The sequence below is a fragment of the Belliella buryatensis genome (assembly GCF_900188245.1).
GTDB lineage: Bacteria > Bacteroidota > Bacteroidia > Cytophagales > Cyclobacteriaceae > Belliella > Belliella buryatensis.
The window spans coordinates 181,784-205,839 of sequence record NZ_FZOK01000001.1 but is presented as its reverse complement, the minus strand read 5'-3'; the positions used below and the strand labels follow the sequence as shown (position 1 = coordinate 205,839).

Below are 24,056 nucleotides of genomic sequence, written 5' to 3'. Positions count from 1 at the left end.
TAATTGCTAACAGTTCTTTAATACTTGAAATATAAAAATGTTTAGAAGTGTCCCTTTAATTTAATCCTCTAGCTTCATTTGATAGTCCAAGGGACTGACTTTTCTTTCTAAATTATCCAAGGGGATAGGTTTCCAGTTTTCCTGATCTTCAAATTGATACCTTAGGAAATCATCAGTATCATTGATTCTCAGCTTTTCTTTATTTTTTCTAGTCAATCTATCTACAAGTTCTTTGAAAGAATTGAAGGCTAAATTTTGAGAAACTGATATCCCATAAGTCGCTACGTTTCTAGAAAGCGAGAGTGAGGTAAAGGTATTGAAGTTGTTTCTATTATAAATTCTCAACCTGTATCGACCATCTTGGGTGATCAGATATTCTGCTTGCCAATCTCCCGCAATGCTATTGATGTCAGCATTTCCTTGCAAATCTGTAAAACCTCCATCCCTAGTGACCCTTAATCTACCATCCAAGAAGGTGTAAGCAACACGTAATTGGAAAGTTTCCAAGGCACTTTGGTCAAGACTAGCCAAGTCAATGTCTACTTCTAGATTTTGGTCTACTTGGGCGATAAAACTGTTCAATTGAGAAGATAATAGCTGACTAAGGTTAGAGCTAGCAATGTTACTTACACCACTGAATTGACCTTCCGGAGAAAATGAGCGCATCATGATCACTGAAAATACCTGTCGGTTCTTTTCCTGCTCGTCATTTGCAATTCTATTCCTGAAAGCAGATATATAAGTCTGAATATTTCCCTCTGGATACTCTGAAAAATCAAAATCAAAATCAATTTCTGGACTGAGAATATTCCCTTTCAAATCCATGATCACCTTAAGGGGCCATCTTCTGCGCATTTGAGGATCTTCGAGGTCACTTCCTTGTGTGGTTCCTGTTTGTAGATTCTGAAGAGACACAGACTCTTGATAGGTGGCACGTAAATCCATCACTCCTTCATATGGATCCCCAAACCAAGAAATACGCCCTCCAGGTTGTACTACAAATTCTCTTCTGATGATGTTATAAAGAGAGAAATTGTACTTGGCTTCTGTGATTTCATAATTCCCAGTCATCGAAAAGTTTCCCTGGGTATCGATATTTAGATTGAGCACACCTCTTCCTCTACCTTGGATATTTTCACCAGTTCTTGGGTCGATTTGGATTTCTACATATGCATCTGGGGTCACATCCAGAGCGAAATTCATTCGGACATTGTTGATAGCAATTCTTTCTACTTCATTTTGAAGATCAACTACCCTGGTAGTGTCTCTGACATTGATGATATTGATGAAGTCTTCTTGTGCCTGGACATTACTTGAACCAAAAGGAATGAAAATTCTGGTGTTGGCTTGAGAAGTAGCTCGGGCATTGATATCCAGATTATTTGCAGCCCCAAAAATATCTAAACGACCTGTAGCGTAAGCAGTACCATAAAAAAGATCATTATCTCGTGATGTGGTGTTGAGTACTTGAAAATTCTCCATATTTGAAGTGATATCCAAGATAAAGTCTTTGAAGCCATCATGAGTTACTCCTCCACGCATGTTGGCAATGTTGCCATTGATATCTTTGAGGGAAAGTTCTCTGAAGGAGATTTCATTGGTATCAAATACCAAATTTCCATCAATTGTATAAAAAGTGTTTAAGTAATTGATTTTCAAAGTTCCACCATTTACCCTTCCTGAGCCTAAAACCACAGGAGAAATGATATTACCAGAAATATTAAGGTCTCCATTGACTGTTCCTCCCATTTGTGTGAGGTATTCATCAAGAAAAGGTTCTAAAACGGAAATATTTGCATCTCTGAGCTGGGCTTTAAGCTCAATTTCATTATCCTCGGTATTGCTTAGATAACCATTGATATTGATTACTTTTTTACCTTCTCTGATATTTCCGAGCTCTAGGTTGATTTTATCATCTTCTATGTAAGTAGCTGCTTCTATGTCACCTATTAGAAAATTATTTATGTAAAGATCACTGATATTTAAGTTGCCATTGACCGCTAGAATATCATAAAAATTCCCAAAAGAAAATACTCCGTTGGCCGTACCTTCATAAGATTTCAGACTTAAAGTATTAAAAAAATCTAGGTTGACTTCATGGATTTCTAAGCCGAGGATTTGGTCTGGCTCTGGAGATATATTTCCATTGAGAGCTAGGAATTGATTTTCGTTAGTCAGCTTGATGTTGTCAAATTGGATGACTTTATCAGCTATGTAAATTTGATTATTAAGATCAAATTGCCAGATTTTGTCTAATACTTTGAGCTCAGAAGGATCCATGACAATGGAGGTATGATCTGGAAAAATCCTCACTTCACTACTAAGATTGATATAGCTATCTGAACTCAACTGGTCTTGTTTATAAGTAAGTTCAATTTTATTTTCATCCCAAATGGCCTCCATAGCCATATTGTTAAAAGTAAGTCTATTGGCTAATTCTTGTGTTTTTGAAAAAATATAGAATGAAGCTAGGACTTCTCCTGAGTCGGACAGCTTAGAAGTATTGAAGTCTAAATTGGTATCAAAAAGAAACCCACCATTGTAATAAATAGAATCAATACTTGAGAAAAAATTAAATATTGTATTGCTAGGAGTCTGATAAAAAGCGCCTTCCACAATTGTGTTTTTAGAAATGGAAGCCTTCGGTTCTATAATATTGATGATAGGGTTGATATCTATCAAGTTCAAATTGATGTCAATATTATATGGCTCGAAATCTAGCTGTTTTTGAACCGAAGTAGGGAGGGGGGAATTTGTCAATATAGCCCAATACTGCCTGCTGAGCAAAGAAACATCATCAATGAGCTTTTGAACTTCAAATGTCCCTGATATTCCAGCTACCAAAAGGTCTGAATTTAAAGATATCAATCTAGAATTATCTGTAAATAGGGATTGGAAAAAGAAGTTGTCAATTGTTAAGTTTCTCCCTTCATAGCTTAAGTTGACATCACTGAATCTTGCAATTCCCTCTATATCGTCTAATGTGATGCCTTGTGTATCCATATTGACTTTGCCACTGACAAATAGATCTCTGTCCATGATTTTTAAATCCATCAAGTAGGCTGTATCAATTTGGACGTTGAGTCTTATGGAGTCTTTGTTGTCTCTCAAATCCAATACTCCATCAAAATTAGCTTTGAGATTTGGATCATTTACTTCAAGTTGACCTCTGAAGAGATCCCGCCCAAAGGTTGCATTACTTACAATATTGGTATAATCATATCCATTGATTCCAAGTTTTTTGATATCAGCATCTACTTGTACCAGGGCTGTTTCAAGAGTCAATCCAGTCCCTTTTATTTGTCCTGTAAGGGTGACTTTTTGAAAATTTTCTTTGTCTTCAAGCAAAATCCCTAAGTCAATATTTCTTAGTTCCACCCGGCCATTGTAGGTGGGTTGGTTATTTGCAAAACGATAGTTTAGCCTTCCAATCATTTGTCCAATTCCTGTCCGGAAGTTGCCATTGGCGGTAAAATTGGTTAAGTAGCCTGAGAAGTCTGTATCAAATCTGATATCTCTGAATTTGTTGATTTCCCGCTGGGCTTCCTGGCTGAGGTAGGGAGTGAGGTCATTACTATTCAGAATAGAATTCACGAGTGACATCTCAAAAAATGTATTAGCTACATCAGGGAGTCCTTTGATATTGAACTTTCCAAAAAGTGCAGATCGCTGACCAAAACGAATCAGTAGCTGATCGGAGGTCAGTTGGTCAACTGTTCCATTGATGTCTCCACTGAGTGTTATCCGATCTTGGAAATCAGGGATTTGATCTGTGAAATATTTGAGATCTTGAATATCTAAAGTAGATTCATCCAAGCTTGCGAAGATTTGTACCTCTTGATTGAAATTAGATAGGGCAGAAGTAGATTCGTAGGTGAACTTGAGGTAATCTTTGATCTCCGTTCGGTTTGATCGTAGAAATAATTCATCAAACTCCATGGAGCTCGGCGAATATGTGAATTTTGTTTTAAGCTGCTGGATGACAATTCCAGAAGTGACTTCAATACCTCTCAAAAAATTGGTTTTGAATCCGACTTCTCCAGCGTAGGTGTAGAAATCATCTGCATCTGCTAGCAAATCCCTAAATCTAAGTTGGTTGTAATCAAAGCCAGAAGTCACCGGCGTGCCCTTGTAATTGATCACATCTAAAGAAGTCTCTTCAAAGAAAATGTTACTGATACTGAATTTTGGTTTAGTGGTAGGTTTGTCTGAGCTTGGTAGTAAATTATTGATCCGATCAAAAAAGATGGAAATATTCAATGCCTCTTCGCTGGGGTGGGATAGCAGTCTGACATTTCCATTGATCAATTTGATTTGGTCTAAACTAGGATTTTCACGATCCAGTAATCCTTTTATAGAAAAGTCTATAAAGACCTCTTGCAAGTTGATCATCAAACTGTCTTGGGTATCATAGATCAAAACATCGTCTAAACTCACAGCATCCCACCAACGAATATTGACCCTAGAAATAGAAGTTTCAAAACCAGTTTTTTTGGTAATATAGGTAGTCAGAAAACCAGTGAATTTTGTCTGAACTGATGGAATCTGAAGCGCTCCTGCTAGAAGGATTATTCCCAAGATTAGGAAAAGCATGAACCTGAAGAGCAGTTTAAAGGCTTTCAGTATTTTTTCCGTAACTTTCGACTTCTTTTCCAAAGGGGTAGTACAAAATGAATGTAAATATTCTAGCCATAGAGTCATCCTGTGACGAAACATCGGCTTCTATAATATCTAATGGCAAAATACTTAATAATATTGTCGCCACGCAATCAGTTCATGAAAAATATGGTGGTGTAGTTCCTGAACTTGCATCAAGAGCACATCAGCAACACCTTATTCCAGTTGTACAAGAAGCCATTGTTTCCTCTGGAATTTCAAAAAGTGAATTGAACGCTGTGGCAGTTACTTTGGGACCAGGTTTGATGGGTTCATTGATGGTAGGAGTTTCTTTTGCCAAGTCATTTGCTTATTCTCTTGGAATACCACTGATAGGAGTGAATCATATGGAGGCTCACATTATGGCACATTTTATAGATGAGCCAAAGCCTAATTTTCCTTTTATATGCCTGACTGTGAGTGGTGGCCATACCCAGCTTGTGCTAGTCAAAAGCCATTTGGTAATGGAGGTAATTGGTGAGACTATGGATGATGCAGTTGGTGAGGCTTTCGATAAGACTGCAAAGTTGCTAGGCTTACCTTACCCAGGCGGACCCTTGATTGATAAGTATGCCCAACTTGGAAATCCCCTAGCTTATAAGTTTCCAATTTCTGATATGCCAGGCCTGACATTTTCATTCAGTGGAATCAAAACTGCGATTCTTTATTTTCTTAGAGATCAAATCAAAGAAAACCCTAACTTTATTGAAGAACATATCAATGATATTTGCGCATCAGTACAGCACACGTTGATCCAGACTTTGATGCAAAAGCTAAAAAAAGCATCTAAAGAGTATCGGATTACAGAAATTGCAATCGCTGGAGGTGTTTCTGCTAATTCAGGTCTGAGAAAGGAACTAGAAGTACTCGCTGATAAGTTGAAATGGAAGATTTATATTCCGAAATTTGAATACTGTACCGACAATGCGGCGATGATTGCCATGGCGGCACACTATAAATACCAAAATAATGAATTTTTAGGGCTAGACGCGAGTCCAGAAGCGAGAATGAAGATATAAGCATATGAATAAGAAAAATAGATTTGAAAAAATCATCAATATAAAAAATAAAAAGGCTAGTTATGAATTCGAATTCATTGAGAAATTCACTGCTGGCTTGGTGCTGAAAGGTACTGAAATCAAGTCTATCCGAGAGGGAAAGGTATCTTTGACTGAGGCGTATTGCTATTTTAGGTCTGGAGAATTATATATCAAGCAGATGCATATTGCACCTTATTCTATGGCAGCCAGTTATAATCATGATGCTGTTCGTGAGCGTAAACTTTTGCTTAACAAGAAAGAACTTGATAAATTAGAAACTAAATTTTCCGAAAAAGGTCTTTCTATCATTCCCGTGAGAGTTTTTCTCAATGATAAAGGATTAGCTAAGCTTGAAATCGCTTTGGCAAGGGGTAAGAAACTTCATGACAAGAGAAATGACATCAAGGAAAAAGACCTTAAAAAGGAAATGAGTAGGCTGACCTATTAAACATTCAGATTAAACAGCATGTTTTTCGGTCAGTTTGGATTAATTAAACTGATTATGGAAAAGCGTGTTTTGGTACTGAACATGGATCATTCTCCCGTGGCTGTGGTGACAGTTCAGAAGGCATTTGTTTTGATTTTTTTGGAAAAAGCGAGTTGCCTAACTTATTATGAATCACTTACTATCCGAACGGTCAGTAAAATCTACAATTATCCTGCTGTAGTTCGACTCAATGAATATAAAAATATTCCATTCAGAGGAGTTTTGCTAAATCGTGCTAATCTATTTAGAAGAGATAAGGGAGAGTGTCAATATTGTGGATCAAAAAAAAATCTAACCATAGATCATGTAATCCCAAAATCAAAAGGAGGAAAAACAAATTGGACAAATCTAATTACAGCTTGTAACAGATGTAATGTAACCAAAGGAGACAAAACTCCAGAACAAAGTGGGATGGTGCTTCGCTCTAAACCGTTTAAACCGAGCCTTGCTTATTTTTTAGCTGAATATGCAGAGCGGCAAGCCGAGGAGTGGATGCCTTTTCTTCAAGTGAGGGCTTATTGATCTTTGGAATAGTTCTTGTCTTAGGAATTGCTGAAAATCTTGAAACATGAAGTCACCAAAGAATATTTTTAAAGTAGGAAACAAAGTCGCATTGGGGTTTCTCTTAGCCGTATTTTTAGTAATTAGTGTCAGCATAGTTACTTTTATTAGCATTCAAAATTTACTAGATACAGTAGAAAATCTATCAGAGCCAAATCAAAAATTAAGACAGCTCAATGGTTTGATGGCGGATGTTTATCTTTTGGATTTGTCGAAGGCTGATCGAACTTCTGATAAGGATTCAATTTTTAATGAAGCCTATGAAAGAATAGTAGATCGAATAAAATGGCTTAACCAAAATGCAGATAATAAATCAGAGAAAGAAAGTTTTGATAAAATCAACTTGAATATACAGGAGCTATTAGTTTCTTATGCGGGGTTGGAAGAAATCAGGTATAGACTAACCAATAGGAGTTTCAGCGAAGAGGCTTTAAAAACTATAGAAATAAAAATTCAAAGACAAAAGCAAACATCGGAATTGGAGTTTTTGGGAAATTTGAGAAGAAGGGATCTTTTTGGAGAAAGTGAAATTGCAATAAGTGAAGAAGAGGAAGAAATCTTAAGTGAGGAAGATAGAGAAAACATATCAGATATAGTAGAAGAATTAGAAGCGCTCAATTTGGTACAGTCTGGCACTCGCTTGTCTCGTCAGGAGTCTGATTCAGTGCTAGTCGCACTCAAAAACCTAGTTACTCGGCTTTATAAGGATGAACAAGAATTGAGAGAAAATTTCATACAGTTGGAAGTTTCCTTGCAAGGAAAAAATACTGAGGTATTTTCCGAAATACAGAACCTGATAAGTAATATGCAAAGAAGCCTATTGGCACAGTATAGAGAGAAAAATGAATCTGCATATAACTTAACCTACAATGTTTCTTTGATTTTAGGAGGACTTGTCTTTTTAGGGGTTATAGGTTCAGTTGGTTTTGTATATACTATACTTAAAGAAGTTCGAAGGGCTGATAAATACCGACTTGGATTAGAGAGAGCTAAGCAGCATTCTGATGACCTAGCAAAAGCCAAGCAGAATTTTTTGGCAAATATGAGTCACGAAATTCGAAATCCACTACATGCAATCCAAGGATATCAAGACTTATTAAAAAAGACTCATTTGAATGAACAACAAGCGGAATTTGTCCAAATGATAGGTTTTGCGTCAGGTACCTTGATGCAGATTGTCAATGATATTTTGGATTTCTCAAAATTGGAAGCTGGAAAGATCTCTATTGAGAAACAACCTTTTGAGGGATTACAATTATTTTTAGCGATGAAGAATTTTTATTCTTTCAAGACAGAAGAGAAAGGTTTGTCTTTTGATTGGGATATACATTTGCCTAAAAACCACTCCTTGGTAGGCGATCAACTGAGAATCAATCAGATAATGAATAACTTGCTTTCAAATGCGATCAAATTTACCGAAAAGGGATATGTCAACGTGCAAATTGTTTACAAAGATGAAAAACTTCATATGACTGTAAAGGACTCTGGGATTGGAATATCCAAAGAGGTCAAACAGCAAATTTTTAAGGAATTCAATCAAGGAGATGGTTCTATCACAAGGAAATTTGGAGGTACTGGTTTAGGTTTGTCAATTGTCAAAAGACTCGTGGATCTACAAAACGGATCAATCCAGGTAGACAGTGAGCAGGGTATGGGGACAAAAATTGAGATCAGCATCCCAATGGAGCTAAGTCGAGAACAACCTACCAATCAACTGGCGGCAAAACATGATTTCAAATTGGGAGGTCTCAGAATCCTAATAGTAGATGATGACCGAATGGGTTTGAAGTTGCTCCAGTTACTTTTGGAAAGTAAAGGTGCTACTGTGAATAGTTATTTGGGAGGTAAGTCCTTCAAAGAATCTTATCAACAAGAGGACTTTGATTTGGCGCTGATTGATATCCAAATGCCTGAAATAGATGGTGTAGAGGTGCTCAAATTACTTCAGAATGATTTTAGAAAAGATAGAAATAAAGTATTTGCCATGACTGCCAATGTGTTTGCAGACGAGCAACAGCAATTGAAAGAGAAAGGCTTTGTAGATATTTTACTAAAGCCATTTGATGAAGAAAAACTTTATACCTTGCTAAGTAGCCATCTTGACTCATCCTTGCTCAATTCTAATAATTCCAATGTAGAAGTTGTTGATATTGAATTAAATATAGCCGATGGGAAAACTTATGACCTTTCGGATATGAAAAAATTTTCAATGGGAGATCAAGAACTTTTTGATGAGATTATGCAAGATTTTATTTCGGAAGGTATCAAAGATATCGGTAGGTTGAAAGTGTGTATAGAGCAAAGGGATTTTTCAAAAATAAGAGAGATTACACATCAGCTTGCAAGTAGATTAGGCCAGATCAAATCTCCATTATCTGCAAAAGCAAAAGAGATAGAAGTGGCACTGAAAAATGGACAAAACGAAGGAATGGATGATCAGACTGTTGTATTGATCTCAGGGATGCAAACCCTTTTTAATAATTTAAAAGACAAATTGAATATTGAGTTTTAATAAATAGTTAAAGCGGCACACAATGTTTGTCTGTGTTACTTTTATACCTACTAATAACAGCTTTAATTTGTCCGATAACTATTTTTGAACAGCTAAAAAAAAGCGAAATGAACTAGTTCCAATGGATGTGAGTAGAGTTCTATAAACTGTATTTCTTCATTTTATTGTATAGCGTCTTTCTATCTATACCTAGTAATTCAGCTGTCTTGGTTTTATTATACTGAGTGGCAATAAGGGTCTCTTTGATTTTACTTTTTTCGTCAACTTCTCTCTGCTCCTTGACTGTAAGCTCAGATGGCTCATTGGATACATTTTGAGAAATCTCTACGGGAAGAGAAGCCAAGGAGATAAAAGAACCATTTTCCAACAAACTTGCTCTTCTGATTACATTTCGCAACTCCCTGAGATTGCCAGGCCAACTATATTGCAGGAATTGATTAATGACTTCTTCCAAAAACCCCTCGAGTTCTTTATTGAGTTTTTGGGAACTTTCTGCCAAAAATTGTTCTGCAAAAAGCATCAAATCTCCTTTTCTATTCTTTAAAGGGAGTGCAGTAATAGAGAACTCATTTAATCGATAATATAAATCTTCTCTAAATTTACCTTCTTGTACTTGTTGAAGTAGATTTTCATTAGTGGCGGCTAATATTCTAACATCAATATCAATTTCTTGAGTGCTTCCGATTTTCCTGATTTTCTTTTCCTCAAGAGCCCTCAAAAGTTTGATTTGTGACTCATAATCCAAATTCCCAATCTCGTCCAAAAAAATTGTACCTCCCTGAGCGGCTTCGAAATGTCCAGCTTTTGTTTCGCTTGCTCCAGTGAAAGCACCCTTCAAATGACCGAAAAGTTCACTACCTGCAAGATCTTTTGATAGTGTTCCACAGTCCACTGCAACAAATGATTGTTGAGATCGATAGGAGAGTTGGTGTATTCTTCTGGAAATATATTCTTTACCTGTTCCTGTTTCTCCTAAAATCAACACATTGAGATCAGTGGGTGCGACTAGCTGAATGTGATTTTCTAGTTGTATAGCATCTTGACTTTTACCAATGATATAGTCTAACGCATGTATGCTATTTGTATTCGAGGAGTCTTCTGTTGGCTTCGGTGACTTCAATGCATCTTTTACTGTTAGCAAAAGTTCATCAGGGTTAATAGGTTTGGTGATGTATTCAAAAGCCCCCATTTTCATGGCTTTTACTGCAATTCTAATATCAGCATAGTTGGTAATGAGAATGGTTGGAGTAATGCTATTGAGTGCTTTATATTGAGACATTAGCTCTAATCCAGTGCCGTCAGGTAATCTAAAGTCTGTGATGATCAAATCTATTTCTTCTCTTTTAGCAATTAGAAGTGCTTCTTTGATTTGGTCGGTAGCAAATACGTGAAAGCCGTTCTTTTCCAAAAAAGTCTTTATGATTCTTGAATAGCTAAGATCGTCTTCTACGAGTAAAATATGTTTCATGCAATGATTGAAAGTTGTACAAAAATATAGGTAAAAATAGGTGAATGAAATTTCCAAACACCTATTTATGATTCAAAAGGTCAAAACGAAAGCTTTTATTTAATTTCAACACCTTCAGCATCATATTTTTTAGTCAATCCTTCACCTCCGTTTCCGAATTTGATTTTAAAATATTTCTCCCCTTCTTCACTTTTCACTTTCCAAACCTCTAAAATTGGGAGCTCTGATATAGTTGCATCATCAGCGATACTTTTTTTGACTGGATCAGGAAGTGCTGAGGCCTCTATTTTTTCTTTTTCTTGAAGGTCGATTATTGTTTCTATGACAGCTAGATCTTTTGACTCACTTTGGAATGGTATAGTGGCAGCTCCATAGAACAACATTGCGGCAATCATTATTTGAGTTTTCATGGTATTTTAATTTAGGTTAATAAATTGAATTATGGTAAGTAAAAGCTTTTTTCTAATTCAGCTGAGTAGAACTCGTTCACCACTTCTACCCCTTGTTTGTATTTATGTTTCTGCAAGGAGAAATAGCTTGATGTGAATAGCATCATCATGCCAAGTAAAAGTGTCAATATCAAAGTGGACTTATTCATATCATAAACTATGAAAATCGTGTGCCAACGTTTGAAATCTAACCTTTAGCTTAATGAAGAAATGTTTGAAAGAATAGATGGGGAATTTTTCCACAATCTGAGAGGTGTCAAATCCCCATATTGTGTACTCGATGTCAGTTGAGGTTTTCATAATCAATCCTCCGATATCCAATTTTGTAGTAGCTATCGGAACTCTAAATACTTTTCTTTCTCATATCTTCCAAAAAAGGGCTAACTTTGCTACCTCAAATATAACTTTCCTCTTACCCAATGAGTGATCAGATCAAGCACGAATGTGGAATAGCTCTTATCAGACTCCGCAAACCACTTCAATATTATATCGATAAGTACGGTTCTCCTGCTTATGTGTCCAACAGACTTTATGTCTTGATGCAGAAGCAGATCAATCGTGGACAAGATGGGGCAGGAGTAGCCAATATTAAAATCAACACTAAGCCAGGAACCAGATATATTAGCAGGTATAGATCTATCGAGCCTCAGGCAGTCAATTTTATTTTTGACAAGATTCAAAAGAAATTCAAAAAGGCTAAGAAACTAGGGGGTGATCAGGCACTTTTTGATGCAGATTGGCTCAAGGAAAATATAGCCTTCACTGGAGAAGTATGGCTAGGACATTTAAGATATGGTACACATGGGGAGAACAGCATAGAAACTTGCCATCCTTTTCTAAAGCAAAATAATTGGAGAAGTAGAAACCTCGTCATGGCAGGTAACTTCAATATGACCAATGTGGAGGAATTGTTTGGGAAGCTAGTCGAACTTGGTCAGCATCCAAAGGAAAAGACTGATACAGTCACTGTCATGGAAAAGATCGGACACTTTTTGGATGAAGAAAATCAGCGAATTTTTGATAAATACAAGCATCAGTATTCCAATGAACAAATCACAGCAGTAATTGAGGATGAATTGGACGTAGCTAGAATCTTGAGAAGGTCTTGTAGGGATTTTGATGGAGGCTATGCAATGGCGGGTCTAATAGGTAATGGATCGAGCTTCGTAGTCAGAGACCCATCTGGAATTAGACCAGCATATTATTATGCAGATGATGAGATTGTGGTGGTAGCCTCAGAGAAGCCCGCGATTAAATCTGCATTTGACATCGATTTCAAACAAATCAAGGAAATTCAACCGGGTAATGCCCTAATCATCAATAAAGATGGAAGCTTTGCTGAGCATGAAATCATGCCAGCAAGGGAAAAAAAATCTTGCTCCTTTGAAAGAATCTATTTTTCTAGAGGTACAGATCCAGATATCTACAGAGAGAGGAAGCTTCTAGGTAAGGCTTTGATCCCTCAGATACTTCAAGCGATCGATTTTGATTTGAAAAATACAGTATTTTCATACATTCCCAATACAGCTGAAACAGCTTTTTTGGGAATGATTGAGGGGCTTGAAGATTATCTCAGTGCCAAAAGGAGAGAGGTTTTGTTAGAAGGCAAACCACACTTAGAGGATTTAGAAGAATTATTGAACTTCAGACCTCGGGTTGAGAAATTGGTATCCAAAGATGTCAAACTGAGGACTTTTATTACCAATGACACTGACAGAGATGCCATGGTAGCCAATGTCTACGATACGACCTATGAAGTAGTCAGGTCGGGCATAGACACACTTGTAGTGATCGATGATAGCATTGTGCGGGGAACAACCTTGGAGAAAAGTATTTTGACCACTCTTGATAAGTTGGAGCCGAAGCGCATCGTGATCGTCTCCTCTGCTCCACAGATTAGATTCCCAGATTGCTATGGAATTGATATGTCTAAAATGAAAGAGTTTATAGCATTCAGAGCAACAATTGCATTACTCAAAGAAAAAGGGATGGAGTCTTTGATGAATAATGTATATGAGCGTGCAAATTCTGGTGAAGTACTTGATATCAACTATGTTAAAGGACTTTACGAGCCATTTACAGATCAAGAAATATCAGATAAAATTGCTGAAATTATCACCTCAGAAGATATCAAGGCTGAAGTTAAAGTAATTTATCAAACGGTGGACAACTTACACAAAGCTTGTCCAAATCACTTAGGAGACTGGTATTTTACTGGAGATTTCCCAACTCCTGGAGGAATGCGTGTTGTGAATCGTGCTTTTGTCAACTACATGGAGGGCAAAACCATTAGAGCATATTAATTTAAAAAAGCAGCCGGATGGCTGCTTTTTTTATAACTTATTGATGACTTCAAGTAATTCATTGGGATTGATAGGTTTAGAAATGAAGGCATCAGCTCCCTTTTCTATTGCCTGATTGGCAATATCTTGATCACCATAGCGTGTAATCAGAATTATTTTTGAGCCAGGAGATTTTGATTTGAGTTTTTCCAAAATCTCTAAACCAGTCATGTCAGGAAGCCTATAGTCCAATATTGCCAACTTGAACTCATTCATTTCCATCAGTTCAAAAGCATCTCTTCCATTTTGGGCATCCATGACTTCAAAATTATTTCTTGATAGAAATTTTGTTAATAGTCTGCAGAAAACTACATCATCCTCTACAATTAATATCTTCTTGTTCATGATTCTTGGTTTTGGGTGGTAAAATAATCTTTAATTGGGCTATTGCCATAGGTCTTGATGGCATTTTGATCAATGGCATAGACGGCCATAGCACTTTGTATAAATCCTTTGATCAATTCATCTATACCCAATCCGAGCTGCCCAAAATTCCTGATGTCAAATAACATCAGTCTTTCGTCTGCATAAGTCCAACCATCTTCACCTTTAATAGAAAGGTTAGTTCCATATACTTCCCAAGAATTCATATCTTCTGGGAGCTCTTGATTGAGGGGAAATCTAGATCTTCTTGAGTATACAGCCAATGGTCTTATCCCCTCTGCTGTCGCATGCATCATCAGCCTAAGGTCAAATGCAAAGCTTCTTCCTTTGGAGTCTGGAATCGTACCTACATGATACCATGCTTTGCTGGGATCAAGGTTTTTGTTAAAGTTACTATGAATCAATTCTTGGATCAAATATTCGTCATCTGGATTTATTTCAGACATGGCATGGTCTAGTTCTTTTTGACTCACTACTGTGTATACACCTTGACCAGCATTAGAGTCTGGAACCTTGATCACCATGCTCCCTCCAAGTCTATCAAAATGACCCTGCAATTCTGCATATTTCACTTTCCTGAATGTCTTCGGGGTAAAGATTCCAATTCCTTTATCCTTAAATTGTTCATTGAAGACATCATAAGCAGCACTTGCGATTTCCTTATTTCTTCCTCCTGAAAGACATGCTTCGATTGGATTTAGGATAAGTGTTTTAGTTTGTTTGGGTAGCCTATTCCAAGGTTCCTGAGTGACATACCTAAAGGCAGCTCTTATTTTGACCCATTCTTCTTTTTCATTTCTGACATACATTGTACCGTCATCAAACTTCACCGGTGGATCGATATCCGCTTTGTCAAATTTGGCCAGAAAGACATTTTCTTCAAAAACATCTGCAACTGTAGCTGCATATCCAATATTTTCCATCGGATTTTTATCATAAATTACAGCAAGGGCACCATCCATTAAATGAGCATTGACCATTGGCTTGAATGTCCGCTCAATCAGCCTTTTATAACCACCTTGCTCTACATTCAGGTCCAGCAGTGGCATAGATTTTTGACCAGAAGGACAGCTGTTGGTCTCTATTACAGTCAGCTTTCTATTTCCCTCATGATTGGTGACATGCATCAAGTCTGTACCTGCCCATCGAAAATACTGAGGCTGATAGCGTAATATTTCCAATATACTTGCTAGATCACTTTGTGGATGGAGTCTGTGGTACCTTTCTGCCAACTGCTCGTGTGTCAGGTTGAGAAAATATGAGACCAGAGGGTGGATATTTGAGTTCAAAACTCGCGGATACCAATGATCTGTGGGCTCAAAATCCCCTGGCTCTACCAAGTGGACATTTTTTGAAATAGATAATTTCATATACTTATTTTTTTAATTTAAATAATAGATTCTATGGTGTCCCAGTTTTTCCAAAGCATAAGGATTCCACTCAAAACCATACTAGCGACTACAATTTGTCTGAAGAACAATTCTGATATTTTGGCTAGGATAAGCTTACCAAAATACACTGCTATCATAGAGGTTACGCCAATAAGGATACCATATTTGAGGACTTCACCAGTCACATAGCCAAAATAGGCATAGCTGATTATCTTGGTGATGTGAAGAAGAATTGCATTTGCAGACCGTGTACCCAGCAATGACTCTTTACTGATACCATAATTGAGATAGGCGGAATTCATCAATGGCCCAACTCCTCCAATAAGCCCAGATAGAAATGCAACGATCAAACCCATTGGAGCGAAATGCCATGCTTTTACCTTAAATCGGGGTTTACTCGGCTTTTTAAACTGGAAAATTGTAGAAACCAACAAAAGACCTATTAAGATTTGTAAATAATCACTAGAAAGACTTGCGAATAATCGTGCGCCTAAGATAGATCCAACTATAGTTGAAGGGAATAACCATAAGAAGAGATTCCAGTCAATATGTTTCCAAAATAATGCAACTTTTGAGGTCGAACTCAATCCTATACTGATAGCCATCACAGGAGCGACCGCTTTTACCCCAACGACTACAGCTACTAATGGCATCAATAATAAACTTGCACCACCTCCAGTTAATGTGCTTAATATGAAAACTATAAATGCTCCCAATAAAACAAGAAATATTTGCATGTCTTTAGAAAATTGTTTTGATCAAATTTGCTGGACTTTGATCAAAGAATTAAAATGTTCTTTTTATTTATTAAGAAAAATTCATACCAGTTTTAGTACTTTTGACTCTTGAGTTTTGGATTATTATAGTCATATTTTGGGGAGTTATTCCCCATTTTGGGTAAGTTGAAGAAAAAAATAAAGAGTAACATGGAAGTAAATGTATCCTTGCTGAAGCAAGTTTGTGAAATAGCTGGAGCCCCCGGCTTTGAAAAGCGTATTAGATCCTTGATAGTTGAATTGGTTACTCCATTGGCTGATGAGGTGAAAATGGACAATATGGGGAATGTCATAGCGATCAAAAAGTCAAAGAAAAATCCAGATGCTAAAAAAGTTATGGTTGCAGCTCACATGGACGAGATTGGCTTTATTGTCACACATATAGATGATAGTGGTTTTGTAAGGTTCCATACACTTGGTGGGTTTGATCCGAAGACACTGACAGCGCAGCGAGTGATCATTCATGGTAAGAAAGATTTGGTAGGAGTGATGGGTTCCAAGCCTATTCATGTCATGTCTGCTGAGGAAAAGACAAAGCTTCCCAAGACTACCGACTTTTTTATAGACCTAGGGATGTCCAAGGAAGAGGTTGAAAAATACATCTCCATAGGCGACCCAATCACCAGGGATCGTGAATTGATAGAGATGGGCGATTGTGTCAATTGCAAATCCATCGATAATAGGGTGGCTGTTTATATCCTTATCGAAACATTGCGTACAATCAAAGATCCTGCTTATGACCTATATGCTGTATTTACTGTCCAAGAGGAAGTAGGATTGAGAGGTGCAAATGTAGCCGCACATGGAATCAATCCAGATTTCGGGATTGCACTGGATACGACTATTGCATTTGATGTGCCAGGAGCACAAGCTCACGAAAAGGTGACAGAACTTGGCAAAGGAACAGCCATTAAGATCATGGATGCAATGACCATATGTGACTACAGAATGGTGGATTTTATGAAAAAAACAGCGGATCAATATCAAATCAAATGGCAACCTGAGATTCTTACCGCAGGTGGAACTGATACCGCGGGGGTTCAAAGAATGGGTAAGCAAGGAGCTATCGCCGGAGCTATCTCGATACCTACTAGACATCTCCATCAGGTCATTGAGATGGCGCATAAGCTGGATATTTCCAATAGCGTATTGCTACTCAATGCTTGTTTGGAAGATATGGATCAATATGATTGGAAGCATTGAAAATAAAAAAGCGGAGAATGACGTCTCCGCTTTTTTTATGAATTAGGCAGATTTCTTGTTAACCACCCACTTTTACCAGCTGTTGCAATAGCATATGGTGGAATCCAAAATAGGGAAAATGTATAAAAGATTGCATAGCTGTAAGCCCAGACTGCTTCTTCTTTTTCTCTATTGAGCGCAAAGAATAATGCAGGCAATGAAGAAAATAAGAATAAACCAATAAAGAGTGAGCTCAGTACCAATAAAGGTTGGATAATCAATAGGGTAATCAACAATGATAATGCTGGAAAAGCTAGTATGACTTTTAACCATTGATTAAACAAGAGTAGCCTAACCCCTGCTTTATTGCCACTTCTAAAGTGCGAGAAGGCAAACTTAGTCAGCATGATATTCTCTCTTACATTACTCCTTTCCCAGCGCGTGAACATTTTCGTAAGATTGCCATATTCTGTAGGAAGGTTGGTGTAGACTTCAGCATTTTTTTGAAATACGACTTCATAACCTTGTTTTAAAATCATATTTGTCATTGCCCGATCTTCACCAATTTTGGTTTTTTTTCCTAAAAACTCTTGATTAATCCAGTCTTCAAGACAGTTTAAGACAGCTGTTTTTCTGTAAGCTGCCAATGCCCCAGGCGTACAGAGTACCGAACCCAACATACTCTGAGCAGAACGAATAAATTCGAAACTAAAAGCAAAACTTACATTTAGCATTTTTGGAATGAGTCCAAGTTCCCGGTTTAAAACCATTACATTACCAGCTACTGCTCCGCAAGATTTGTTGACTACAAAAGGACTGACTAGATTTCTTAAGGTGTGCTCTTTTACAATCGAATCACTATCGACCGTCACAAAAATATCTCCAGTACCTTCCAAAAAAGCCCGATGAAGTGCCTCTCTCTTGCCCATATTTTTCGGTTGCTGATAGATGGTCAGTCGCTCTCCAAGTTCTTTCTTAGCTCTTTGCATCCATCGCCAAGTGTCATCTTTGCTTCCATCATCAATGGAGATAATTTGTAATTTTTTAATTGGATAACTGCTTTTAGCCAGACTTAAAAGTGTTTTATAAACCATCTCACCTTCATTATATGCTGGTACTATTACAGTACAGGAGGGTAACTTCTTATCTGAGACAGACTTGATTGCTTTATATTTTTTGTGCAAGTAGAAAAGCCAACTCAAAAAAATAAGTTTGATTGACAATATTGTCAAGGATATAACAAATGTCCAATAGCCCCAACCGGTATTTAATCTCGCAAGATGAAGCTCATCTAAATATCCTTCAAAATAGAAAAGTGAAATAATTGCAAGAGCAATAGGAGTGAAAGTCAGTATTAGAATTAATAATTGAATTCTACTAGTTTTTTTAGTTTTATGTTTTAATTGGACACTTCTTTTACTATTTAATAAATTAGAAGTATTCAATGATGATCTATACTTGGCTGGGTGAGTAGCACTATTGTATGTATTTATCATTTTGAGTTGGCTTTATATTTTAGTCAGCCAAGTACAATTCTAATGCCTCGTTTAAAACCTCCTTGTTAATGGATTTGAAAAATAAAAAATCAAGGTTGTTAGCTTCAAGGAGCTGTTTTTTATTTTCAAAATAAATTACTTCAAATTTTTGAGTAAGACAAACCAGTCTTTTCTTGAGTGAGTTTTTCTACGTTTTGGGGAATCTTGGGGAATTTAATTTTCAAAAAAAAATGCACCATTACAAAAGCTGTTATGGTGCATTTTTAGTTTGAGGTAATTTCTATCTAAAAAGCTCCTTTGAATCCTTCCATTTTCTGATCTACTTGGGTGTCCACCATAAAGGAAACAGCATAATTTTCCCAAGTCATGGTGATTTTTGCTACTTTGTTGTCTTCTGCAGAAATCGTGTATATCAATCTTTCTTGTGGACCACTCAATTTAGTGGTACTTGCTTTGAAAGCTACTAGATCATCTTTAGCGAGTGCTTCTTCGTCAATTTTACCATCTTTCATGTATGCAAATACTGAATTGCCCTTACTGTTGATTCTTACGGTCCAATCCCCTGATTCTGTTGGAGTCATGAAAATGGCATACTTTCCTGGACGAAGATTTCTACCTCCTACATTGACAGCTGTGCTGAATTCTATCATTGTGGTCGCATTGGCGCCAGCTCTCCAAGTAGTTCCGAATTTTTCAATTTCTCCGAAAATTTTTCTGCCTTTAACAGCAGGGGAGGAGTAGTCAATGCTGATTTTGGTAAAACCTACATTCTGTGATACAAATGCAGCAGGGCTTGGTGCTGGAGTCTGCAATTGTGCCATTGACTGTTCTGTACCCATGAAAAAGAATGTTAGGGCAAGGGAAGCGATAAGTAATTTAATTTTTTTCATAAATATTGAATAATTAGATGGGTTTATGTAAAACGAAGATACAACGATTAAATCAACATCTTGTTTATGCTTTTTGAGATTTCATGTACTTAGTTTCGACTTTTGAACAATAATTGCTTGTAATACTTATATAAATGAACCAAAATTTAAATTTTATGAGCTATACAGTAAGAATTACAGACATACTTTCCTTGACCCACGATGTCAAGATGTTGAAAACAGAGAAACCGAAAGGTTATAATTTTAAACCTGGTCAAGCTACAGAGGTAGCCATCAATAAGGAGGATTGGAAGGATGAAAAAAGGCCTTTTACATATACTTCACTCCCAGAAGATGATTATTTAGAGTTTGTAATCAAGTTCTACAGAGATCATGATGGCGTGACCAAGCAGATTGAGGATTTGGTAGAAGGGGATGAGCTGATCATAGATGACTCCTGGGGAGCTATTCAGTACAAAGGCAAAGGTGTGTTTATCGCAGGGGGTGCAGGAATCACACCCTTTATCAGTATTTTTAGAGACCTCAAATCAAAAGGTGATCTGGAAGGAAATAAGTTGATTTTTGCCAATAAGACGGGTAAGGATGTCATCATGGAATCTTACTTTCATGAAATTTTGGGTGAGGATTTCATATCTATTTTGGATCAAGAGAAAGTAGAAGGGCATGCAAATGGAAGAGTCAATATGAACTTTCTTAAAGATAATTTAGATGATTTTTCTCAAGAATTTTACGTCTGTGGCCCACAACCCATGGTCGAAGCCGTCAGCGAAATACTAAAGCAACTTGGTGCCAATCCTGATGGAATTACATTTGAAGAGTAAAACTACTGGTTATAGAAGTAGAAAAGCAGATGGCTCTCATCTGCTTTTATATTATTCCTCTGCATACTCTAAGATATCTCCTGGCTGACAATCCAATGCTTTGCAAATCGCTTCTAAGGTATTGAATCGGACAGCCTTAGCTTTTCCTGTTTTGAGTATAGAGAGGTTAGAAAGCGTGACATCTACTTTTTCAGAAAGTTCGTTCAAAGACATTTTTCGCTTGGCCATCATCACATCCAAATTTACAATTATGGGCATAGCTTAGACAGTTAATTCGTTTTCAGATTGTATCTCAGTACCTCGCTTGAATACTTGAGCAAGCGCATAGATCAAGGCTGCCATGAAAAGGTATTCAAATGCTCCGCTAACATATGCCGGAGAAACAGGAGGTAGATCAAAGCCTCTTTTGGCTAGCCACTTGAAGTAATGAGAAGAAAAGATGGTTAGAATACCTACCTGCAAGGAGACATAGCTAATTTTTTCTATCAAATTGAAAATAGTTAGGCTGAAAGGCTGTTTTAAATTGATTGCAAGAAAAATTTTGATCATTAAAAGGAAAATTACAGCTTTTAGTACTTGAATTATTATCATGAAAGATACTGCACCTAAATAATACCAGTAATTCTCCTTTAATAGCCCATAAAGATCTAATCCTTCATATAGATTTTTCGCAACAACTGGATTGAAAAAGCTATAAGTTGTATTCATTATAAGAGCTCCAGCTTTGATACAAAGTCCAATAAATATGGACCAGATGACCACTGTGATTAGCATAAAGCCTGGCTGATTCACCCATTTTTCCTTCCATTGATTTTTGATGCTCATAGTGTAGATTTTTAAATGATTTTTCAAACATCGATAAAAAATTATTGATAAACAATAAAAATATATTTTTTATAAATAAAAAAAACTCCATAGCAACTTGCTATGGAGTTAAATTCGTAGATAAGTTTATTATAACTTGGACAAAGCCTCTTCTAAGGCTTTTATTTTCCCTTCAGCATCAGCTTGCTTTTTTCTTTCGTTCTCAATAACAGCTTCGGGTGCACCTGCTACAAAACGCTCGTTACTGAGTTTTTTCATCACCGAATTCAAAAATCCTTTGGTGTATTCAAGGTCTTTGATGATGTTTTCTCTTTCTTCCTCTACGTTTACTTGTCCTTCCATTGGGATGAAACATTCGTCAGCTTTTACTACAAAACTTACTGAATTGTCAATAGAATCACCAAATGTCACCTCATCAAGATTCGCTAATTTTCTCAAAACAGCATCAAATCTATTGTAAAGATCTTCTTGTTTGGTTTTGATCGTCAGCGAGAATGCTTCTTTTGGCGAAATCCCTTTGGAAGCACGAATATTCCTTATCTGAGAGACAACTTCAAATACCTGCGCTGCTTCTATGATGATTTGCTTATCAAATGATTTTGCTTTTGGCCATGCAGATACTATTAATGCTTCTGATGTGTCCCTTTCTTTGATTTGATGCCAAAGTTCTTCTGTCAAGAAAGGCATAAACGGATGTAAGATTCTAAGAATATCTTCAAAGTATGCGATGGTCTTCTTTTGTGTAGCAGGATCGATTGGAGCTTGATAGGCTGGTTTGATCATTTCCAAATACCAAGAACAGAAATCATCCCATACCAATTTGTAAGTTGCCATCAAGGCATCAGAGATTCGGAATTTCTCAAAATGATCTTCTATTTCAGTAAGTGCTTCATTGAATCGGTTTTCAAACCAAGTGATCGCTGCTTGATTGCTTTCTCCTGAAAGGTTAGAATCAATTTCCCAACCGCTCACCAATCTATAGGCATTCCATATCTTATTGGAGAAATTACGACCTTGCTCAACCAATTTTTCATCAAAAGGAAGATCGTTTCCAGCAGGGGAGGAGAAGAGCATTCCTGTACGGACACCATCAGCACCAAACTGCTTGATCAACTCCAATGGATCAGGAGAATTGCCCAGAGACTTGGACATTTTTCTTCCCTGCTTATCTCTTACTATACCTGTGAGATAGACATTTTTGAAAGGTTTTTCTCCCATATATTCATATCCTGCAATGATCATTCTGGCTACCCAGAAAAACAAAATCTCAGGAGCTGTCACCAAATCATTGGTTGGGTAATAGTACTTCAAGTCTTCATTTTTCTCTCCAGTTTTGAATACTTCAGAATCAAATACTGAAATAGGCCATAGCCATGAAGAGAACCAGGTGTCAAGCACATCTTCGTCTTGAGTCAGGTCATTCAGCGAGTACGCTGTCCCAAATTTTTCATTTGCAATCTGAACAGCCTCTTCTTTTGTTTTGGCCACTACAAATTCGCCATTCGGAAGATAATAGGCTGGGATTTGATGTCCCCACCAAAGTTGACGAGAAATGCACCAGTCCCTTACATTTTCCATCCAAGAGCGATACATATTCTTGAATTTTGGTGGATGAAGTTGGATTACATCTTCCATCACTGAACTCAATGCCGGTTTGGTGATGTCTTCCATTTTCAAGAACCACTGTAAGGAAAGCTTTGGCTCAACAACTGCATCTGTTCTTTCTGAGTGGCCTACATTGGATTTGTATTCTTCGATCTTGTCCAACTGACCGATTTCATCCAGCATTTTGCCGATTTTCTTTCTTGCAATAAATCGATCTTCACCGACAAGAATCTGTGCTTTTTCATTGAGCGTGCCATTATCACTCAAAATGTCGATTACCTCAAGCTTGTGTTTGATGCCCAATTCATAATCATTGATATCATGGGCAGGAGTCACTTTCAAACAGCCTGTGCCAAATTCCATATCTACATAATCATCCTCAATAATAGGGATAGCTCTATTGATCAAAGGAATAATTGCTTTTTTACCTTTCAGGTGTGAGAATCTCGGATCATTTGGATTGATACAGATGGCCACATCAGCCATGATCGTCTCAGGCCTTGTTGTTGCAATGGTCAAGAAATCTTCGCTTCCTTCTATTTTATATTTGATATAATACAGCTTGGACTGTATTTCTTTCATGATCACTTCATCATCCGACAAGGCTGTTTTTCCCTGTGGATCCCAGTTGACCATTCGGATTCCTCTATATACCTTACCTTTGTTGTAAAGGTCTATGAAAACAGAGATCACAGCTTCACTCAAGTCAGCATCCATGGTAAACTTGGTTCTGTCCCAGTCGCAAGATGCTCCTAATTTCTTGAGTTGCTCTAGGATAATTCCACCATATTTCTCTTTCCATTCATAGGCATATTTCAGGAATTCTTCTCGAGAAAGAGATTTTTTATCGATTCCTCTTTCTTTGAGCATTGCAACTACTTTCGCTTCTGTTGCAATGGAAGCATGGTCTGTTCCAGGAACCCAGCAAGCATTTTTGCCTTCCATTCTAGCTTTTCGGATCAATACATCCTGAATGGTGTTGTTGAGCATGTGCCCCATGTGCAAGACTCCAGTGACATTTGGTGGAGGAATGACGATGGTGTAGGGTTCTTTTGTATGATCTACTTTGGAGGAGAAAAATTTATTTTCCATCCAGTAGGCGTACCACTTTGATTCTGCTGCTTCAGGATTGTATTTTGTAGCTAATGACATAGGAATTTAGCGCTTATTT

Annotated in this window: 19 protein-coding genes; 7 read left to right on the top strand and 12 right to left on the bottom strand. The window is 37.2% G+C overall.

The window, feature by feature from the left end:
* Positions 1-60: 60 nt before the first annotated feature.
* On the bottom strand, positions 61-4,593 hold the full coding sequence (locus CHB66_RS00870) for a translocation/assembly module TamB domain-containing protein (protein ID WP_245812637.1): 4,533 nt from the start codon (positions 4,591-4,593) through the stop codon (positions 61-63).
* A gap of 77 nt (positions 4,594-4,670) precedes the next feature.
* On the opposite strand from CHB66_RS00870, the gene tsaD reads away from it, so the two are divergent.
* The 4 genes from tsaD to CHB66_RS00850 are packed head-to-tail and all read left to right on the top strand — an operon-like array spanning position 4,671 to position 9,256.
* Positions 4,671-5,675, top strand: coding sequence for a tRNA (adenosine(37)-N6)-threonylcarbamoyltransferase complex transferase subunit TsaD (gene tsaD / locus CHB66_RS00865; protein WP_089237012.1), 1,005 nt, complete (start codon positions 4,671-4,673; stop codon positions 5,673-5,675).
* 4 nt (positions 5,676-5,679) lie between these two features.
* Positions 5,680-6,144, top strand: a complete 465-nt coding sequence (gene smpB / locus CHB66_RS00860; protein WP_089237010.1) for an SsrA-binding protein — start codon at positions 5,680-5,682, stop codon at positions 6,142-6,144.
* A 54-nt stretch (positions 6,145-6,198) separates the two neighbouring features.
* Positions 6,199-6,705, top strand: a complete 507-nt coding sequence (locus CHB66_RS00855; RefSeq protein ID WP_089237008.1) for an HNH endonuclease — start codon at positions 6,199-6,201, stop codon at positions 6,703-6,705.
* Between the two features lie 46 nt (positions 6,706-6,751).
* Entirely contained in the window at positions 6,752-9,256 is a 2,505-nt protein-coding gene (locus tag CHB66_RS00850) for an ATP-binding protein (protein ID WP_089237006.1), read from the top strand.
* Between the two features lie 139 nt (positions 9,257-9,395).
* On the opposite strand, the gene CHB66_RS00845 is transcribed toward CHB66_RS00850, so the two are convergent.
* The 3 genes from CHB66_RS00845 to CHB66_RS16850 all read right to left on the bottom strand — a co-directional run bounded on the left by CHB66_RS00845 (position 9,396) and on the right by CHB66_RS16850 (position 11,322).
* Positions 9,396-10,724, bottom strand: a complete 1,329-nt coding sequence (locus CHB66_RS00845; protein WP_089237004.1) for a sigma-54-dependent transcriptional regulator — start codon at positions 10,722-10,724, stop codon at positions 9,396-9,398.
* A 95-nt stretch (positions 10,725-10,819) separates the two neighbouring features.
* Positions 10,820-11,134, bottom strand: a complete 315-nt coding sequence (locus tag CHB66_RS00840; protein ID WP_089237002.1) for a hypothetical protein — start codon at positions 11,132-11,134, stop codon at positions 10,820-10,822.
* Positions 11,135-11,163: 29 nt separating this feature from the next.
* On the bottom strand, positions 11,164-11,322 hold the full coding sequence (locus CHB66_RS16850) for a hypothetical protein (protein WP_170932398.1): 159 nt from the start codon (positions 11,320-11,322) through the stop codon (positions 11,164-11,166).
* A gap of 270 nt (positions 11,323-11,592) precedes the next feature.
* On the opposite strand from CHB66_RS16850, the gene CHB66_RS00835 reads away from it, so the two are divergent.
* Positions 11,593-13,476: an amidophosphoribosyltransferase gene (locus CHB66_RS00835; RefSeq protein ID WP_089236999.1), complete on the top strand. Its 1,884-nt coding sequence runs from the start codon at positions 11,593-11,595 to the stop codon at positions 13,474-13,476.
* A gap of 30 nt (positions 13,477-13,506) precedes the next feature.
* On the opposite strand, the gene CHB66_RS00830 is transcribed toward CHB66_RS00835, so the two are convergent.
* The 3 genes from CHB66_RS00830 to CHB66_RS00820 are packed head-to-tail and all read right to left on the bottom strand — an operon-like array spanning position 13,507 to position 16,027.
* Complete coding sequence (locus tag CHB66_RS00830; RefSeq protein WP_089236996.1) at positions 13,507-13,860, bottom strand: response regulator; 354 nt, start codon at positions 13,858-13,860, stop codon at positions 13,507-13,509.
* Positions 13,857-15,269, bottom strand: coding sequence for an ATP-grasp domain-containing protein (locus CHB66_RS00825; protein WP_089236994.1), 1,413 nt, complete (start codon positions 15,267-15,269; stop codon positions 13,857-13,859). The genes CHB66_RS00830 and CHB66_RS00825 overlap by 4 nt, the downstream gene beginning before the upstream one ends.
* Before the next feature lie 17 nt (positions 15,270-15,286).
* Positions 15,287-16,027 (bottom strand): sulfite exporter TauE/SafE family protein, encoded by a 741-nt coding sequence (locus CHB66_RS00820; protein ID WP_089236992.1) that lies wholly within the window; start codon positions 16,025-16,027, stop codon positions 15,287-15,289.
* A gap of 189 nt (positions 16,028-16,216) precedes the next feature.
* Between CHB66_RS00820 and CHB66_RS00815 the strand changes: the two genes are divergently transcribed.
* Entirely contained in the window at positions 16,217-17,269 is a 1,053-nt protein-coding gene (locus tag CHB66_RS00815; RefSeq protein ID WP_089236989.1) for a M42 family metallopeptidase, read from the top strand.
* Between the two features lie 35 nt (positions 17,270-17,304).
* Here the strand turns inward: CHB66_RS00815 and CHB66_RS00810 are convergent, their stop codons facing one another.
* Together CHB66_RS00810 and CHB66_RS00805 are read right to left on the bottom strand one after the other, a co-directional pair.
* On the bottom strand, positions 17,305-18,450 hold the full coding sequence (locus CHB66_RS00810; RefSeq protein WP_212668427.1) for a glycosyltransferase family 2 protein: 1,146 nt from the start codon (positions 18,448-18,450) through the stop codon (positions 17,305-17,307).
* A 578-nt stretch (positions 18,451-19,028) separates the two neighbouring features.
* Complete coding sequence (locus CHB66_RS00805; protein ID WP_089236984.1) at positions 19,029-19,634, bottom strand: DUF2911 domain-containing protein; 606 nt, start codon at positions 19,632-19,634, stop codon at positions 19,029-19,031.
* 155 nt (positions 19,635-19,789) lie between these two features.
* Here CHB66_RS00805 and CHB66_RS00800 point away from each other — a divergent pair, with 155 nt between their 5' ends.
* Positions 19,790-20,455, top strand: a complete 666-nt coding sequence (locus CHB66_RS00800; RefSeq protein WP_089237431.1) for an FAD-binding oxidoreductase — start codon at positions 19,790-19,792, stop codon at positions 20,453-20,455.
* Positions 20,456-20,506: 51 nt separating this feature from the next.
* Here the strand turns inward: CHB66_RS00800 and CHB66_RS00795 are convergent, their stop codons facing one another.
* The 3 genes from CHB66_RS00795 to CHB66_RS00785 all read right to left on the bottom strand — a co-directional run bounded on the left by CHB66_RS00795 (position 20,507) and on the right by CHB66_RS00785 (position 24,037).
* A complete protein-coding gene (locus CHB66_RS00795; protein WP_089236982.1) occupies positions 20,507-20,713 on the bottom strand; it encodes a helix-turn-helix domain-containing protein in 207 nt (68 codons plus the stop codon).
* Positions 20,714-20,716: 3 nt separating this feature from the next.
* Entirely contained in the window at positions 20,717-21,280 is a 564-nt protein-coding gene (locus CHB66_RS00790) for a DUF2975 domain-containing protein (protein WP_089236980.1), read from the bottom strand.
* A 129-nt stretch (positions 21,281-21,409) separates the two neighbouring features.
* Complete coding sequence (locus CHB66_RS00785; protein WP_089236977.1) at positions 21,410-24,037, bottom strand: valine--tRNA ligase; 2,628 nt, start codon at positions 24,035-24,037, stop codon at positions 21,410-21,412.
* Positions 24,038-24,056: the final 19 nt, after the last annotated feature.

Bases quoted from the DNA above. Each gene is read 5' to 3' on its own strand.
- CHB66_RS00870 (WP_245812637.1), bottom strand. From the start codon at position 4,593: ATGCTTTTCCTAATCTTGGGAATAATCCTTCTAGCAGGAGCGCTTCAG.
- tsaD (WP_089237012.1), top strand. From the start codon at position 4,671: ATGAATGTAAATATTCTAGCCATAGAGTCATCCTGTGACGAAACATCG.
- smpB (WP_089237010.1), top strand. From the start codon at position 5,680: ATGAATAAGAAAAATAGATTTGAAAAAATCATCAATATAAAAAATAAA.
- CHB66_RS00855 (WP_089237008.1), top strand. From the start codon at position 6,199: ATGGAAAAGCGTGTTTTGGTACTGAACATGGATCATTCTCCCGTGGCT.
- CHB66_RS00850 (WP_089237006.1), top strand. From the start codon at position 6,752: ATGAAGTCACCAAAGAATATTTTTAAAGTAGGAAACAAAGTCGCATTG.
- CHB66_RS00845 (WP_089237004.1), bottom strand. From the start codon at position 10,724: ATGAAACATATTTTACTCGTAGAAGACGATCTTAGCTATTCAAGAATC.
- CHB66_RS00840 (WP_089237002.1), bottom strand. From the start codon at position 11,134: ATGAAAACTCAAATAATGATTGCCGCAATGTTGTTCTATGGAGCTGCC.
- CHB66_RS16850 (WP_170932398.1), bottom strand. From the start codon at position 11,322: ATGAATAAGTCCACTTTGATATTGACACTTTTACTTGGCATGATGATG.
- CHB66_RS00835 (WP_089236999.1), top strand. From the start codon at position 11,593: ATGAGTGATCAGATCAAGCACGAATGTGGAATAGCTCTTATCAGACTC.
- CHB66_RS00830 (WP_089236996.1), bottom strand. From the start codon at position 13,860: ATGAACAAGAAGATATTAATTGTAGAGGATGATGTAGTTTTCTGCAGA.
- CHB66_RS00825 (WP_089236994.1), bottom strand. From the start codon at position 15,269: ATGAAATTATCTATTTCAAAAAATGTCCACTTGGTAGAGCCAGGGGAT.
- CHB66_RS00820 (WP_089236992.1), bottom strand. From the start codon at position 16,027: ATGCAAATATTTCTTGTTTTATTGGGAGCATTTATAGTTTTCATATTA.
- CHB66_RS00815 (WP_089236989.1), top strand. From the start codon at position 16,217: ATGGAAGTAAATGTATCCTTGCTGAAGCAAGTTTGTGAAATAGCTGGA.
- CHB66_RS00805 (WP_089236984.1), bottom strand. From the start codon at position 19,634: ATGAAAAAAATTAAATTACTTATCGCTTCCCTTGCCCTAACATTCTTT.
- CHB66_RS00800 (WP_089237431.1), top strand. From the start codon at position 19,790: ATGAGCTATACAGTAAGAATTACAGACATACTTTCCTTGACCCACGAT.
- CHB66_RS00795 (WP_089236982.1), bottom strand. From the start codon at position 20,713: ATGCCCATAATTGTAAATTTGGATGTGATGATGGCCAAGCGAAAAATG.
- CHB66_RS00790 (WP_089236980.1), bottom strand. From the start codon at position 21,280: ATGAGCATCAAAAATCAATGGAAGGAAAAATGGGTGAATCAGCCAGGC.
- CHB66_RS00785 (WP_089236977.1), bottom strand. From the start codon at position 24,037: ATGTCATTAGCTACAAAATACAATCCTGAAGCAGCAGAATCAAAGTGG.